Origin of the sequence: Mesorhizobium amorphae (assembly GCF_014843845.1) — a bacterium.
Classification (GTDB): Bacteria; Pseudomonadota; Alphaproteobacteria; order Rhizobiales; family Rhizobiaceae; genus Mesorhizobium; species Mesorhizobium amorphae_A.
Genome location: NZ_JHQS01000015.1, coordinates 198,655 through 213,979, shown reverse-complemented (window position 1 = coordinate 213,979; position 15,325 = coordinate 198,655). Strand labels below are relative to the sequence as shown.

Below are 15,325 nucleotides of genomic sequence, written 5' to 3'. Positions count from 1 at the left end.
CTTGGGCATGGCTATTCGTACCGTCGCACCCCCCTCTGGCCTGCCGGCCATCTCCCCCTCAAGGGGGGAGATTGGCAGCTTCAATGGCGGCGCCCATCTTGCAGCCTTGGAGATTGGCGAAAGCCGAAGTGGGATTCAATCTCCCCCCTTGAGGGGGAGATGGCCGGCAGGCCAGAGGGGGGCGGTCGCGCTCCATGCCCTTCTGGTTTCGATATTTTTCCTGTTTTCCGCTGCCCATGCCGACGCTCTCGAACTAAAACCCTTCAAGGACGATCTCTTCGCCTATCCGGCGACGCTGTCCTCCGCCGACAACGGCGCCTATACGGTCATCGACTACCGCGAAATGCGCGATATCAATGCCCGTGACGAGGTGCCGGAGCGGCGGGTGCATGCGGAGTACACCGACACCGGCGTGCGCAAGGTGCAGCAGGACCTGATGCTGAAGACCGACGCCGGCGATGTCAGGCACATCGCCGTCGGCAAGACCGAGGGCGCGGGCATCATCGTGCTCTACCTGCACGGGCAGGGCGGCAGCCGAAAGCAGGGCGTCGACGACTTCACCTTCGGCGGCAATTTCAATCGCCTCAAGAACCTGATGGCCGGCAATGGCGGCCTTTATCTCAGCCCGGATTTCACCGATTTCGGCGACACCGGCGCGGCACAGGTGGCGGCGCTGATCGACCACTATGCAGAGAAATCGCCGGCAGCGAAAATCTTCGTCGCTTGCGGCTCGATGGGCGGCTCGCTGTGCTGGAAACTTGCCGCCCGCAACGACACCGGCCGACGCATCGGCGGGTTGCTGCTGCTCGGCTCGCTATGGGATGAGAGTTTCTTGTCGAGCCCCGCCTTCAGGCGCCACGTGCCGGTCTTCTTCGGTCAGGGCAGCAAGGATCCGGTATTTCCCGTGGAAAAGCAGGAAGCCTTCTTCCGCTCCATTATCGCCAGATCGAAGGCCTACCCCTATCCGACCCGCTTCGTCCGTTTTGAGACCGGCACCCATGGTACGCCGATCCGCATGACCGACTGGCGCGGCACGCTGAATTGGATGCTCACCAAGGCGCCTTGATCTGCGCCATCGCGGATCTCGTTCAAGGCGCTGTGTTGTAATCCAGAATGGTCTGCGGGTTGATTTCGCCGTCATAGGATGCGTCGACATCATATTGCACCAGCGAGAAATTGCCGTTGCGAAACAGATAGGTGCCGGTCGACGAGGCGTCGCCGACGCCACGCCATTTGTTCATCGACGTGATCGTCCTGGTGTTGTCGTCATAATCGGAATTGACCAGCTGGTCGTCGGTCTGGAAGCCGATGATGTGGACCGCCTCGACCTTGCCTTCGCTGTTGTTGTTTTCATAGCGGATGTCGAGCTCCGTCGAGGCGAACTGCAACTGCCTGACGCCCATGACGTCATCGGCGACATAATAAACGGCGCTTTCATTGTAGGCAGCCATCGAGCAGAAGAAGCGGAACAGCCGCGTCTCGCGTTCGGGTGTGTCGGCGCCGGCATTCGCATCCTTGTAGTGCAGGCTGTATGCATCCGGCTCGGTTGTCGGCTTGCCGTCCGGGGTCTGCTTGTCGCACTGATCGCCATAGGTGGCGACGAAGGCCTTTTTGGCCTGTTCCAGCACCATGTCCTGCTTCGGCGGCGGCGGGCCATCGCCGCAACTTGCCGGCACGGCGTCCTCGAAATTGGCCGTGGAGGGTTTCAGCGCACCCTTGTCGATGAGGATCGGCCGGAACGGCGGCTCCTGGACCTGGGCGTTGACCTGGCGCAGCGTGTAGCAGCCTGCGAAGACCTTTGCTTCGCCGTTCTTGTCGGTGGCCTGGATGGCAACCGGCACATTGTAGAAAATGCTGCCGGCCGCGCCGTCACTGGAGGCGGCGCCGGTTTTGACATCGACCTTGTCGGTGCCGTCATAGCCTTTGACGAATGTATCAAAATCCTTTGCCGGCTTTGTATCGCCATAATAGTCCCAGGCGCGGGCAAATTCATGCCGGTTGATGGCGCTGTAGAGCGAACGGATGACCGCAGCGGCGTCCGACCGGTCGTCGACATAGGGTGCGTCTTCGGCGAAGGCGGTCTGGCTGATGGCGGCAAGGGAGAAGAAAGCGGTCGCTGCAAAAAGGGCGCTTCTCATCGGGAATCTCCAGTCGATGGGGAAATCCTACCATGCCGATTGCGGCGACGCGGTGACGCTTGAAATGTCATGCCCGAAGGCGCTACGTGCCGCCGTCGGTGTTCATGCCGGATAGGAGATTCAAGTGACAATATCGATGTATGAAGCATCCGTGGCGGTGTTCTCGGCCCGGCTGAAAGCGCTGTCCAATATATTGTCGACGGCCGAGCAGAATGCAGTCGAGCGCAAGATCGACCCGCAGGTGTTTCTGACATCAAGGCTGGCGCCGGACATGTTCGCGCTGACGCGACAGGTGCAGATCGCCACCGACCATGCCAAGGGTTCGCCGTCGCGGCTCGCCGGCCGCGAGGTGCCGAAATACGAAGACAATGAGGCGAGCTTCGCCGACCTCCAGGCGCGAATCGCCAAGACAACAGACCATCTGGCGACGTTCTCGGCCGCCGATCTGGAGGGTTCGGATGAGAGGGTGATCGAACTGAGGCTTGGGGGACGCGAGATTTCGATGCCCGGCCTGCAGTACCTTCTGCACGCCGCCATGCCCAATTTCTATTTCCACGTCACCACCGCCTATGACATCCTGCGCCACAATGGCGTGCCACTGAGCAAGGCGATGTTCCTCGGAAATCGTTGAGCGGTCAGGCGTATGAGGTTTCCCGGAGCGACCGGGAAACCTTCATGCTCCGACCTGTTCAGCGCATGGACATTTCGCGCGCGATGCGCGGGAAGTCGGCCGGCTTGATGCCGATATCGGCGCGGTCTGCATTGCTCATCGCGTTCAGCAATGGCAGTGCCGCGCGATAACGCGGATGGTCCTGCGGCCGCGGACGGGCGAACATTTCAGTGAAGAACCCCATGAATCAGGCCCCTTGTTGATCCTCCACAATCGCTAATATAGGAAAATTATGAAGATTGTGCAGTGCAGCATTTGCATGGCAGCCATGTCGCTTCGATTTTTTTCGTGATAATCGATATTTTCGTGAAACTTCTCGGTCTTTACGACCGTACGCTTCGTCGCCGGTATATGGCCGGCTTTTCCTCGCCACTCCTGGCGAACTTCCGGGCTGCATGAAAATGCAGTCCGGCTTTTCATTTCGAGCCGTCTGAAGGGAAACATGTTCGCGGTGGCCAGCCTGGCGAACGCCTAAACTCGTTAAGATCGATGGCATTCATTTTTAACGAGCCGGTTTTAAGGTGCGACCGTCTCAATCGCATGCGCATGCTCAACACAAAGGGAGGCTGACATCGGCGCCAAGCGGGATTTCGCCTCCTTGCTCGACGACCTCTTCGTCGCCTCGGACAAGGACGAAGCGGGCGAGGAGCCCGCTGCGCGACTGTCCATCCCGTTCGACTATCTGTCGGTGGCGGACGAGCTTCATTCCGGCCGCATCAAGGTCTCCGGCGACACGTTCGCCGCGGAGTATCGCGAAGCAGGCGCTGATCTTGCTGCCGAATTCGCCGCCTTGCTCGACCAGGCAAAGCTGGCGCTTGCTGGCGAGGCAGCAATGCCTGAGGAAAAGCTGCCGCCGATCGATCCCGAAGCAATTGCCGCCGAACTTGGCCTTGATCAGCCCGCAAAGGGTGCCGATTTCGGCCGCATGCGCCGCAGCTTCGCCTTCGCCAACCATCCCGATCGTGTCGCGCCGCATCTGCGCCCGCGCGCCATGATCCGCATGCAGGTTGCCAACATGCTGATCGACGAAGCAAAGCGGCGCGCCCTGGCCGGCGCAAGGCGCTGATACGCCTCAGTTTCCGCAAAAGTTCGGCCTCACCTGACCGCCAGAGCTTGGAGAACGGCGCTGCTTTGCTCTATGCTGGGGCGTCCTCCCCCCGCGCCACCGCGCGCAAAGCTTTCCCGTCGGAGAAAATAGTCCATGCACAAACGCCGTCTCGGTCGGACCGATCTTCTTGTGTCGCAAATCTGCCTGGGGTCGATGACCTGGGGCCAGCAGAACACGGAGGCCGATGGCCATGCCCAGATGGACCTCGCCTTTTCCCGAGGCGTCAATTTCATCGACACCGCCGAACTCTACCCGATCCCGCCCAAGGCGGAGACGCAAGGCCGTACCGAGAAGATCATCGGCAGCTGGATGAAGGCCAAGGGCAATCGCGACAAGGTCATCCTTGCCTCGAAAGTGGTCGGCCGCACCGCCAACACATGGTTTCGCGGCGACCGCCCGTCCAAGCTGGTGCGCGCCGATATTTTCGACGCGGTGGAAAAATCGCTGACCAAGCTCGGCACCGACTACCTCGATCTCTACCAGATCCACTGGCCGGAGCGCGATGTGCCGTGGGGCGCCAATCCGAACCGTATCGGGGCGGTGGCGCCGCGTGCCGATTCCTTCGGTGCCCCGACAGGGGAAACGCCGATCGCCGAGACGCTCGCCGTCTTCGATGAATTGGTGAACGCTGGAAAGATCCGACATTTCGGCCTGTCGAACGAGAGTTCCTGGGGCGTCATGCGCTTCATCGCCGAGGCCGACAAAGGGATCGGTCCGCGCGTCGCCTCGGTGCAGAACGCCTACAATCTCGTCAACCGCACCTTCGAGGTGAACCTTGCCGAAGTCTGCGAGCGGGAGCAGGTTTCGCTGCTCCCGTATTCGCCACTGGCGCAAGGCTACCTGACAGGCAAATACGATCACGGCGCGCGACCGCAGGGCTCGCGCTCGCAGCTTTTCAATCGTGGCCAGCGCTACGAGACGCCGAATGCCGCGGAGGCTCAACTCGAGTACAACAAGCTGGCGCGCTCGTTCGGCCTGGAGCCGGCGCTGTTCGCCAATGCCTATGTTTCGAGCCGGCCGTTCGTCACCTCCAACATCATCGGCGCCACCGCCATCTGGCAGCTCGAAATGGCACTGTCTTCGGTCGACGTGACCTGGACCGAGGAGATGCAGAAGGCAGTCGACGCGATCCACCAGCGCGTCGGCAACCCGTGCCCGTAGGCAGGCCGATGTCAGGAATTATCAAACAATAACAAAGGGAAGGGGACGGTGATGAATTTTTCGATCGAGGCCGTACGGAAAAGATTTCCAGCACTGTCTCTGACCGACGGAGGCCGCCGGCGCGTCTATCTCGACAACCCGGCCGGCACGCAGGTGCCGCAAGCGGTCGCCGATGCGGTCTCGCGCTGCCTTTTGACTACCAATGCCAATCTCGGCGGCTTCTTCGAAACGACTGTCGCGGCGCAACAGGTCGTCGACGACGCGCATGCGGCGATGGCCGATTTCCTGGGGGCCGCGAGCCCGGAAGAGATCATCATCGGCGCCAACATGACGACGCTGACCTACCACATGTCGCGCACGCTGGGCCGTACCATGAAGCCAGGCGACGAGATCATCCTGACCCGCATGGATCACGAGGGCAACGTCTCGCCCTGGCTGCAACTGGCCGAGGATCTTGGGCTGGTCGTGCGCTGGCTGGCTTTCGATGAGCACAGCTGGCAGGTCGAGGAGGCGACGCTGAGCGCACTGCTCAGCGACAAGACGCGGCTCGTCGCGCTGAACTACGCCTCGAACCTCACCGGCTCGATTAACCGGGTGAAGGCGCTGACCGCGATCGCCAAACAGGCCGGCGCGCTGGTCTATGTCGACGCCGTGCAGTTCGCACCGCACGGGCTGCTCGACGTGCAAAGTCTCGGCTGCGATTTCCTGGCCTGCTCGGCCTATAAATTCTTCGGCCCGCATATGGGCATTCTTTGGGGCCGGCGCGACGTCATCGATGCGCTGAAACCGTACAAATGCCGCTGTTCGTCCGACGGCCTGCCGGAGCGCTTCGAGCTCGGCACGCCGCAGATCGAGTTGATGGCCGGCCTCACGGCTGCTGTCGACTATTTTGCCGATCTCGGCGCTGCGGCCGGCGAAAGCGGGTCACGGCGTGCCAGGATCGCCAGGGCGTTCGAGCTGTCGATCGCCTATGAGAACGTGCTGGCGCAAAGGCTGATCGACGGGCTGTCGGATATCGAGGGCCTGACCATCCACGGCATCACCGACCCGGCGCGGGTCGGTGAGCGGGTGCCGACGGTCTCCTTCACCGTCGCGGGCATGGTGCCGGAGACGATCGTGCGGCAGATGAATGCAGAAAACATCTTCCTCTGGTCCGGGCACAATTATGCCTGGGAGATCGTCCACCAACTGGGCATTCCGGCTGAGGAGGGCGTGGTGCGCATCGGCATCGCCCACTACAATACGGCGGCCGAAATCGACGAGACGCTGGAGAGCGTGCATCGGATCGTTGCCATGCTGCGGCAACAGCGGTCCTGAAGCACCTATAGGCGAGAGCTATCGCTTCTTGCCGCCGCCAAATCCGGTCAGGAAGGCGGTGAGATTGTCGCCGAGTTCCTCGCAGAGATAGCCGCCTTCCTGCACGATGACCGTCGGCAGACCGAACCCGGCAATGGCCTCGCCGATGAGCGAGAATCCAGGCGTCGTCACCGACAGTCCGCCGAAAGGATCGCCTTCGAAGGCGTCGAGCCCGAGTGCCACCACCAGCGCGTCGGGCGAAAAGGCGCGGATGCGCTGGAAGGCGATGGCCAAAGCGTCGAGGAATACCGAAGCGCCGGATTTCCTGGGCAGCGGCAGGTTCAGATTATAGCCGAGGCCGGGCCCTTCGCCGCGCTCGTCGGCATGGCCCCAGAAGAACGGATAAAAGCGCACCGGATCGGCATGCAGCGAGACGGTAAGCACGTCCGGTCGCGCATAGAAGATGCCTTGGGTACCGTTGCCGTGATGCAGGTCGACATCGAGGATTGCCACCCGCGCGGCGCTTCTGCGCAATGTCTGCGCGGCGACTGCCGAATTGTTGATGAAGCAGAAGCCGCCGGCGACATCGGCAAAGGCATGGTGGCCGGGTGGGCGGCAGAGTGCATAGGCTGATGGCGCACCCGCCATGACCGCTTCGGAGGCCTCGACCGCGCTCCAGGCGCTCCACAGCGCGCTCTGCCAGGTCTCGCCGGAGATCGGGCAAGCGGTGTCGGCCATATGGTAGCCGGCCTGGCCGACCGCCGAGGCCGGATAGGAGCCGGTTCGCGTGATCGGATGGATGTTGGGGATCACTTCCGCCGAGGCGCCCTCGATACGCTGCCAGCGGGCGAAGATATGCTCGAGAAAGTCGAGATATTCGGGTGTATGCACCGCGGCAATCGGGCCAAGCCCGTGATTCCGTGGTCGCTCGATCGTCAGGCCGGCAGCTTTTGCGCCGGCTAACAAGCGCTCGACGCGCTCCGGCTTTTCCGGATTGGGCAGCGGCGCACCGCTGGAGAGGAACGCCTTGGGGTCGTGGCGTTTTTGCTCCTCGGCGTAGAAAGCCTTCATCGTTCGTCCTCCGGCGCATCGGCAAAGGCGAAGAAAGACTCGCCGACGATCTTCTGTGTCTGCTCGTAGCTCGACCAGGCAATCCCCAGCCTTTCGTAAAAGGTCTTGGCGGTTTCATTGTCGGTGTCGACGGACAGCCTGAGATAGACGCCGCCGTCCTTCCGGCAGTCTCGCGCGACACGACGCAGGAGGCGCTCGCCGATCCTTCGGCCGCGAAAGCGATCCTCGACATAGAGGTCCTGCACATAGACGCCGGGGCGACCCATCCAGGTCGAGAAGATCGGGAAGTGGAGGCACACTCCCGCGAATTCGCCACCGACTTCGGCGATGAGGATGGAGAAGGCGGGTTTGTCGCCAAAACCATAGCGGCGGAGATCGTCAGGCGTCGAGGTGATCTCCTGATGCGCGCCGATATGGGTGCCGAGGCGCAGCAGCGCGGTATGGATGGTTTCGACGTCGTCGATGGTGCCGGGACGGATGAGGATTTTCGGTAAAGCGGTGATCATTGGAGGTACGGTGCCAAGGCACCCCCCTCTGTCCTGCCGGACATCTCCCCCGCAAGGGGGGAGATTGGCACCTTCGATCGTGCCGCGAACCCTGCAAAGTCGGTGATTGGCGAAAGCGGTGGCGACGTTCGATCTCCCCCCTTGCGGGGGAGATGGCCGGTAGGCCAGAGGGGGGTGGGCAGGATCGCCAACCTCTCAAAACGCCGGGTGTGCCGAAACGCAATCATCTCAAAACGCCACCCTGTCGCCGCCCTTGAGCGCCAGCATGGCGCGCGCTTCCGCCGGTGTCGCGACCTCCAGCGACAATCCATCGAGCACCGAGCGAATCCGTCGTACCTGATCGGCATTCGACTTTGCCAGTTGCCTGCCATCATAAAGACTGTCCTCCAGCCCGACGCGGACATTGCCGCCCATTGCCGCGGCGATCGAGATCAACGGCATCTGGTGGCGGCCGGCGGCGAGCACCGAGAACTGGTAGCTGTCGCCGAACAATTTGTCGGCGATGCGCTTCATGTGGACGAGGTTTTCGGGGTCGGCGCCGATGCCGCCCAAAATGCCGAGCACGAACTGGATGAACAGTGGCCCCGACACCAGCCCACGGTCGCGGAAATGCGCCAGCGAATAGAGGTGGCCGACATCGTAGCACTCGAACTCGAAGCGCGTGCCGCAGCCCTTGCCGAGCTTTTCGAGCACGCCCTCCATGTCGGCAAAGGTGTTCTTGAAGATCGTGTCGCGCGTCGCTTCCAGCAGCTTCGGCTCCCACTCGTGCTGCCAGTCCCTCGGCTTGTCGAGCATCGGGAACAGCGCGAAGTTCATCGAGCCCATGTTGAGCGAGCACATTTCAGGCTCTGCCCGCAGAGGGGCCGCCAACCGCTGATCGAGCGTCATCAGCGACGAGCCACCGGTGGTGATGTTGATCACCGCGTCGGTCGCCTGCTTGATGCGCGGCAGGAACTGCATGAACACGTCCGGATCGGCGGTCGGCCGCCCGTCTCGGGGATCGCGGGCATGCAGATGCAGGATAGAGGCACCGGCTTCGGCGGCGGCGATCGCGTCGGTCGCGATCTGGTCGGGTGTGACCGGCAGGTAGGGCGACATGGACGGCGTGTGCACCGAGCCGGTGACGGCGCAGGTGATGATGACTTTCCTCGGCGCCATATTTTGTCCCTCAGCCTTCGACGGGCAGGTCGAGCTCGGCGGCGAGCACCTCGAGCGAGTCGCCGATGATGGCTATGATCTCACCGATCTGTTCAGCCGTGACGATCATCGGCGGCGCGACCATGAAATTGTCGCCGTCGACACCGCCCTTGACCTTGCGGCCATAGATGATCAACCCACGCTCATAGGCGAGGTCGAGCAGCCGCTGCGTGGCCTTCTTTGCGGGCGCGATCGGCTCCAATGTCTCGGGATCGGCGACCATTTCGGCGCCCAGCAAAAGACCCTTGCCGCGCACGTCGGCGATGAAGGGGAAGCGCCTGGCCAGTCCCTTCAACTCGCCGATCAGCACATCGCCCATGGCAGCCGCATTGGCGATCAGGTCGAGGCGGTCCATTTCGCCGAGCACGGCAAGGCCGGCCGCGCAGGCGAGCGGATTGCCGGCATAGGTGTGGCCATGCTGGAAGCCGCCGGAGGCAAGCAGCGGCTCGACCAGCCGCATGGGTGCCGCCAGCGCGCCGAGCGGCGCGTAGCCCGAGCCCAGCCCCTTCGACAGCGCGGCGATGTCAGGCTTGCAGTTCCAATGGTCGCCGCCGAGGAATTTGCCGGTGCGGCCGGCGCCGCTCATCACTTCGTCATGGATGAGCAGGATGCCATAGCGGTCGCAGATCTCGCGGATGCGCGGATAGTAGCTGTCCGGCGCCACCAGCGCCGCGGTGGCAGCACCGCCGACCGGCTCCATGATGAAGGCAAGCACGCTGTCCGGGCCTTCAGCGAGGATTTTCTCCTCCAGCATGTCGGCATAGCGGATGCCGCGCTGCTCCATCGAAAGATTGTCGCGGTCGCGCCACGCGGCTGGCGCCGGCACTGTCGGCATCACCTGCATCAATGGCGTAAAAGTCTCGGCCAGCGCGTCATCGCCAGTGACGGAAAGCGAGCCGAGCGTTCCGCCATGATAGGATGGGAAGCGGGTGATGACCTTCCAGCGCTTGGGCTGGCCGGTGGCGACCGCCCATTGCCGGGCGAGCTTGATGCAGGATTCCGTCGCTTCCGAACCGCCGGAGACGAAAAAGATGCGGTCCATGCCTGGCGGCAGCCTTCCGGCGAGTTCCCGCGCCAATTCCTCGGCTGGCTCGTTCTCGAAATGCAGCCGGTAGGCGAAGGTGGTCTTGTCCATTTGCCGCTTCATGGCGTCGAGCACATTGCGGTTGGAATGGCCGATATTGGCGACCATCGGCCCGCTCGATCCGTCGATGAAGCGGCGGCCGTCCTTGGTCCAGAAATAGATGCCTTCGGCGCGATCGACCAGCGGCCGGCGCAGGCTGGACAGATAGAACAGATGCGACGGCGGCCGCGTCTCGGCTTCGGGGGCAGGGCTCTTGGACTTCAGCATGTCAGGACTTTCCGAGATAGCGGTCGATTACATTCCTGGTCACGCGCTCGACCAACGGGTCCTGCCTTAGCAGGCCGGCAACCCATTCGCAGCTTCCGGCATGAAACACCTCGCCCTTGCCGCGCGGGAAATTGACGATCATGCCGTTGCCGCGTTTGACTTTTTCCAGATTGGCGTCGCTCGCCTCGCCGAAAAGGGTTTCGGCGGTGAAGCGGCCATCCTCGTCGCCGAGGAACTGGTCCTTGAGCGGGATGTCGGCGCTCTCCTCGACCTGGCTGGCCATGCCCACCGCCAGCACCTCCAGGCCATCAGGCGCGCCGCTGGTGGCCGTGGGATAGGGCAGGCCGCCGCGGATCTCGAAATCGAGCCCGTCGACCTCATAGCCATAGACATGGCTGTCGGCGCCGAGCAGATCGCCATAGTAGATGCCGGTGCCGGCGAAGGCCCAGTGCTCGGGACGGTAGACCGGAAAGCCGCGCACGCCGCGCGGCGCACAGCCGCCCCAGCCGGCATAGACGCCCCTGGTCGCGTTGAGGCCGAAGGTTGCCGAGCCCGGCCGGCCGATCTCCGGTGCCTCCCAGGAATTGGTGGCGCGCGTGACGTCGCCACCGCGATAGGCCGGATCTTCGGCGCGGGCCTTGTACTTATAGCAGACCTGCCGGCGGCCCTCGTCCTCCAGCCGTGTCTGCCACATGAAATTTCCGGCGAAGCGCGCCGCGCGGCCGCCGCGTGTCACATAGGCGTCGACCGCGTCGCGCATTTCCCAGGTCCAGTATTCGTCATGGCCGACGAACACCACGCAATCATAGCCGTCGAGGATCTCGGGCGAGAAATGCAGATCGTGCTGGCTGGCGAGATCGACTGCATAGCCGGCGCGCTCGGCAAAGCGGAAGAAATGGCTGTCGTAGCTCGCCCAGCCGGAAGAGGCGTACTTTTTCGAATGCCCCGTGGCAAAAGCCCATTCCATATGCGGATAGCGCGGCACGGTCTTCGGCGGCACCGCGACCTCCAGCGGCACGCGCGGTGCATCTTTCGGCAGCACGACGAAGCCACGGCACCAGGGCCGCTGTGTCGAGACCATGCGCGCATATTGGTCGCGATTTGGGCCGGTGATGCCCTCATAGTGATTGGAGCCGCCCCAGGTGTTGTAGGCGAGCCAGGTGCCGGTGGCCGCTACCTGCAGCACACGGCCGGGCTTTTTGCCGGGGGGTGGAGCAACGATGAAGAGATGATGGCAGTGGATCGGCTTGCCGTCACGGCCGTCCGCTTCAAGCGTGATGCGATAGGCGCCGGACGGCCAGTCGTCGCCGATGCGAAACTCGAACGACGCTTCCCAGCCGCAGCCCTCGACCGAGCACTGGTCCGGCGTGTCCTGCCAGCGCGCCGCTATGCCGGTCTTCTCGAACGCCTTTGTCTCGGAGCCGCCGTCGCGGACGATCGTGATGCCGAATGTGGCGGCCGTCGCGCTGATATGCAGCGCCACCGTTTCGCCCGGGCGGTAGGAAAACCGGTCGCTGTAGCACCAGATCTCACCGCGCTCGCCGTCCATCCCCGGCCGTTCGTAGTAATGCGTGCGCACCGCCTGCCGGCGCTGCTCCGGCGTCAGTCCGAAATCGGGGAATTCGGTCGGCAGATGGGTCATGAACACCGCAAAGGGCTCGAACGCCGTCATTTCGGCGATCTGCCGGCCAAGCGTCAAATGGAAACGATCGGGCCAGCAATCGCCAGGGCCACCCTTGGCCGCTCTCGCCAAACCGACTATCTCAAACAAGGCGGTGTTTTCCGCACCTGGGAGCCGACATGCTGAGAGTCCAGAAGGTCAAGGTCGACGACATTTACGTGCCGGCCGCGCGCAAGAAGACGCTGCATCCCGAGACCGTCCGCCATCTGGCGGAGGACATTCTGGAAAACGGCATGAAGATGCCGATCCAGGTGCGCCACGACGGCAAGCGCCATATTCTGGTCGAGGGCCTGCACCGGCTGGAGGCGGCCAAGTGGCTCGGCGAGACCGAGATCGACGCCTACCTAGTTCAGGCCAAGCGCCACTAGGCGAATTCCTGGGCCGTCGGCCGACGCCGGCGCTTCCTGTCACCCTCCTGTGAATTTTTTCGCGGACCGTGTCGGCCCGCGCTGCGCTCACCCGTCTTTGAAGCAGAACCGCAATTCAAACACACCGAGGAGACCCCATGACCACCAAGCTCGACATCGCCCCCGCCAATGACCGCGAACTGGTTCTCGCCTGCATCATCGATGCGCCGCGCGAGAACGTCTATCGCTGCTGGACCGACAACAAGCTGGTGACGCAGTGGTTCGCGCCAAAGCCGTGGACGACGCCGCGCGCCGAAATGGACGTGCGCACCGGCGGTAACAGCCTGGTCGTCATGGCCGGTCCCGACGGCAATGAATTTCCGAACCCAGGCGTCTGCCTCGAGGTCGTTCCGGGCGAGAAGATCATTTTCACCGATGCCTATACCAGTGCCTGGGAGCCATCCGAAAAACCGTTCATGACCGGCGTGCTCACCTTCGAGGACGAAGGCAACGGCAAGACCCGCTACATCGCGCGCGCCAAGCACTGGAGCGTCGCCGACCGCGAGCAGCACGAGAAGATGGGTTTTCACGAGGGCTGGGGCCAGTGCACCGAACAACTCGAAGAACTCGCAAAGACACTTTGACAGCGGCAAGACCGGAGGAGACCAGCATGTCCAGATCGATATTTTTCGCCATTCTTGCTTCAGCCGCAGCCCTGTTTGCCGCGCCGTGCCAAGCCAACGCAGAGGAGACCAAGCCCGCCATGACCACCGAGACCAAAGCACTGCCGAAGCCGGAAAAGTCCGGCCTGCTGCCGATCGACGGCCTGAACTATTATTACGCCATCTATGGCAATGGCGAGCCGCTGCTTCTGCTGCATGGCGGTCTCGGCACCACGGATATGTTCGCGCCGATCTTGCCCAGGTTTGCCGAAAACCGCACCGTCATCGCCGTCGACCTGCAGGGCCATGGCCGCACCGCGCTTGGCGACCGTCCCTTTGGCCTGGAGGCGATGGGCGACGACATGGCCGCGATCGTCAAGGCGCTGGGTTACGACAAGGTCGATGTCCTGGGTTATTCGCTCGGCGGCGGCGTCGCCTTCCGCATGGCCGTCCAGCACCCCGAAACGGTGCGCCGGCTCGTCCTGGTCTCGGCCGGCTATGCCGCCGACGGCTTCTATGCCGAGATGCGCGGCCAGCAGGCGCAGGTCAGCGCGGCGGCGGCCGAATTCATGAAGGACACGCCGATGTACAAATCCTATGTCGCGGTGGCGCCGCGTCCGCAGGATTTCCCAAAACTGCTCGACACGCTCGGCACCTATATGCGCAAGGACTATGACTATTCCGCCGATGTGGCCAAGCTGAAGATGCCGGTGATGCTGGTCTATGGCGACAGCGACATGTACCGGCCCGAGCACGAGATCAAGTTCTACCAGATGCTCGGCGGCGGGTTGAAGGATGCCGGCTGGATGCGCGAGAACCTGTCGCAGAACCGTCTGGCCATCCTGCCCAATCGCACCCACTACGACGTCTTCTTCGCCCCGGAACTGACAGCCACGACGCTGCCCTTCCTCAATGGCGAGACCAAGGTGAAGAGCTGGGACGAGGTCGTCAGCGAAACGAAATAGTCATCTGTCCGGCAATTGCCTGACTGCGGCCGTCTCTCCCGGAGTCGGCCGCAAGCCTTCTATGAAGCCTTGGCGCGTCGCGGCTCTCTCAGATGCTTGATGCCGCTCATCTCGACGAAGTTCGTCGCCGCTTCCCAGAGATAGTCACCATAGAGGAACGGCTCGAAGGGGGTTGCGCCGGCAAGCGGCAGCGGCGCGATCTCGGCATAGACGCGCGGCTCGTAGAAGAACGGGATCGAATAGCGCGCTGTCTTCGGCGCGATCACCCGGTGCCGCGTCGCCCGCACGCGGCCGCCGGTCCAGCGCTCAAGCAATTGGCCGAAATTGACCGCCAGCGTGCCATCGGTGGGTGGCACGTCGATCCATTCGCCGGCGAGGTTCTTCGCCTGCAGCCCCTCGACGCCGTCCTGCGCCAGCAGGGTGACGAAGCCGGAATCGGCATGTTCGCGCCCGATGACGGTTCGGGTCTCACCCTTGTGGACGACCGAAAACTCCGAGCCGCTGGCGTCGACGCCGCTGTCGGGATCACGCAAGGGGTAGCGGATCAGCCGCAGCGTCGAGATGCCGCCTTCGAAATCGGCGTCGAAGATCGTTTCCGGCAGGCCGAGCCCGCGCGCGATCGAGCGCATCAGCGCGTTGCCCACCGCTTCCATCGCCTGGTAGTAGCTTGCGGCGGCCGCGCGCCAGCCCGGCAGCGCCTGCTCGGCGGGCAAGGGCGTCGGCTCGCAAAGCGGATCGTCGGAACGGGTCGTCCGCGCATGCGCAAGGTCCGGCCCCATGTCGATGCCTTCCTTGTAGGAGACGGCTGTCGGCTGCAGCGGGAACCAGCCGCGATAGACATTCTTCCTGGTCCGGTCGAAATTCCAGCGCAGCAGTTTCTGCTTTTCGGCCTCGGGCAGGGCGAAGATCTCGAGCAGGCGCGCCCGTTTCTGAGGCGTCAGCCAGGCATCGCCGGGGAAGTCGCGGACCGCCATGAAGCCGATGCCCGAAGCAGCGGCCATGATCGCGGCATCGGCGCGCTCGCGCTCGGGCGAGGGTGGTCCGAACAGATCTGCAATTCCGATGGTTTCTATGTCCTGCGCCATTTGGCTGCCTCCCGAGCGGCTGGCCGCAAGCAGGCGCGGGGTCTGCCGTTCTGTCAATCCCATGCCGGCACCCGTCATTGGGCCAAT

Annotated in this window: 16 protein-coding genes; 8 read left to right on the top strand and 8 right to left on the bottom strand. The window is 63.2% G+C overall.

Annotated elements, in window-relative coordinates; genetic code table 11:
• Positions 1-211: 211 nt before the first annotated feature.
• Positions 212-1,066 (top strand): alpha/beta hydrolase, encoded by an 855-nt coding sequence (locus DH08_RS08735; RefSeq protein ID WP_192179061.1) that lies wholly within the window; start codon positions 212-214, stop codon positions 1,064-1,066.
• Positions 1,067-1,088: 22 nt separating this feature from the next.
• Here the strand turns inward: DH08_RS08735 and DH08_RS08730 are convergent, their stop codons facing one another.
• Positions 1,089-2,138 carry a DUF1176 domain-containing protein gene (locus DH08_RS08730; protein ID WP_192178928.1) on the bottom strand — a complete coding sequence of 350 codons (1,050 nt, stop codon included), beginning with the start codon at positions 2,136-2,138 and terminating at the stop codon, positions 1,089-1,091.
• A gap of 124 nt (positions 2,139-2,262) precedes the next feature.
• On the opposite strand from DH08_RS08730, the gene DH08_RS08725 reads away from it, so the two are divergent.
• On the top strand, positions 2,263-2,769 hold the full coding sequence (locus DH08_RS08725) for a DUF1993 family protein (protein ID WP_192178927.1): 507 nt from the start codon (positions 2,263-2,265) through the stop codon (positions 2,767-2,769).
• Positions 2,770-2,827: 58 nt separating this feature from the next.
• Here the strand turns inward: DH08_RS08725 and DH08_RS08720 are convergent, their stop codons facing one another.
• Complete coding sequence (locus tag DH08_RS08720) at positions 2,828-2,992, bottom strand: hypothetical protein (RefSeq protein WP_192178926.1); 165 nt, start codon at positions 2,990-2,992, stop codon at positions 2,828-2,830.
• A gap of 414 nt (positions 2,993-3,406) precedes the next feature.
• On the opposite strand from DH08_RS08720, the gene DH08_RS08715 reads away from it, so the two are divergent.
• The 3 genes from DH08_RS08715 (at position 3,407) to DH08_RS08705 (ending at position 6,394) form a co-directional block, all read left to right on the top strand.
• Entirely contained in the window at positions 3,407-3,874 is a 468-nt protein-coding gene (locus DH08_RS08715; RefSeq protein ID WP_192178925.1) for a hypothetical protein, read from the top strand.
• A gap of 135 nt (positions 3,875-4,009) precedes the next feature.
• The gene (locus tag DH08_RS08710) at positions 4,010-5,077 is read left to right on the top strand and encodes an aldo/keto reductase (RefSeq protein WP_192178924.1); all 1,068 of its coding nucleotides are present in this window, start codon (positions 4,010-4,012) and stop codon (positions 5,075-5,077) included.
• A gap of 51 nt (positions 5,078-5,128) precedes the next feature.
• A complete protein-coding gene (locus DH08_RS08705) occupies positions 5,129-6,394 on the top strand; it encodes a cysteine desulfurase-like protein (RefSeq protein WP_192178923.1) in 1,266 nt (421 codons plus the stop codon).
• 18 nt (positions 6,395-6,412) lie between these two features.
• On the opposite strand, the gene DH08_RS08700 is transcribed toward DH08_RS08705, so the two are convergent.
• The 5 genes from DH08_RS08700 to DH08_RS08680 all read right to left on the bottom strand — a co-directional run bounded on the left by DH08_RS08700 (position 6,413) and on the right by DH08_RS08680 (position 12,140).
• Entirely contained in the window at positions 6,413-7,444 is a 1,032-nt protein-coding gene (locus DH08_RS08700) for a histone deacetylase family protein (protein ID WP_192178922.1), read from the bottom strand.
• Positions 7,441-7,950 carry a GNAT family N-acetyltransferase gene (locus DH08_RS08695; protein ID WP_192178921.1) on the bottom strand — a complete coding sequence of 170 codons (510 nt, stop codon included), beginning with the start codon at positions 7,948-7,950 and terminating at the stop codon, positions 7,441-7,443. Before DH08_RS08695 ends, DH08_RS08700 begins: the two co-directional genes overlap by 4 nt.
• 228 nt (positions 7,951-8,178) lie before the next feature.
• Positions 8,179-9,108, bottom strand: a complete 930-nt coding sequence (gene kce, locus DH08_RS08690; RefSeq protein WP_192178920.1) for a 3,5-dioxohexanoate:acetyl-CoA acetone transferase — start codon at positions 9,106-9,108, stop codon at positions 8,179-8,181.
• Positions 9,109-9,118: 10 nt separating this feature from the next.
• Positions 9,119-10,498, bottom strand: coding sequence for an aminotransferase family protein (locus tag DH08_RS08685; RefSeq protein ID WP_192178919.1), 1,380 nt, complete (start codon positions 10,496-10,498; stop codon positions 9,119-9,121).
• A gap of 1 nt (position 10,499) precedes the next feature.
• Complete coding sequence (locus DH08_RS08680; protein WP_192179060.1) at positions 10,500-12,140, bottom strand: N,N-dimethylformamidase beta subunit family domain-containing protein; 1,641 nt, start codon at positions 12,138-12,140, stop codon at positions 10,500-10,502.
• Between the two features lie 158 nt (positions 12,141-12,298).
• On the opposite strand from DH08_RS08680, the gene DH08_RS08675 reads away from it, so the two are divergent.
• The 3 genes from DH08_RS08675 to DH08_RS08665 all read left to right on the top strand — a co-directional run bounded on the left by DH08_RS08675 (position 12,299) and on the right by DH08_RS08665 (position 14,153).
• Entirely contained in the window at positions 12,299-12,547 is a 249-nt protein-coding gene (locus DH08_RS08675; protein WP_192178918.1) for a ParB N-terminal domain-containing protein, read from the top strand.
• 137 nt (positions 12,548-12,684) lie between these two features.
• Complete coding sequence (locus DH08_RS08670; protein WP_192178917.1) at positions 12,685-13,170, top strand: SRPBCC family protein; 486 nt, start codon at positions 12,685-12,687, stop codon at positions 13,168-13,170.
• Positions 13,171-13,196: 26 nt separating this feature from the next.
• Positions 13,197-14,153 carry an alpha/beta fold hydrolase gene (locus tag DH08_RS08665; protein WP_192178916.1) on the top strand — a complete coding sequence of 319 codons (957 nt, stop codon included), beginning with the start codon at positions 13,197-13,199 and terminating at the stop codon, positions 14,151-14,153.
• Between the two features lie 59 nt (positions 14,154-14,212).
• On the opposite strand, the gene DH08_RS08660 is transcribed toward DH08_RS08665, so the two are convergent.
• Complete coding sequence (locus tag DH08_RS08660) at positions 14,213-15,238, bottom strand: isopenicillin N synthase family dioxygenase (RefSeq protein WP_192178915.1); 1,026 nt, start codon at positions 15,236-15,238, stop codon at positions 14,213-14,215.
• Positions 15,239-15,325 lie beyond the last annotated feature (87 nt).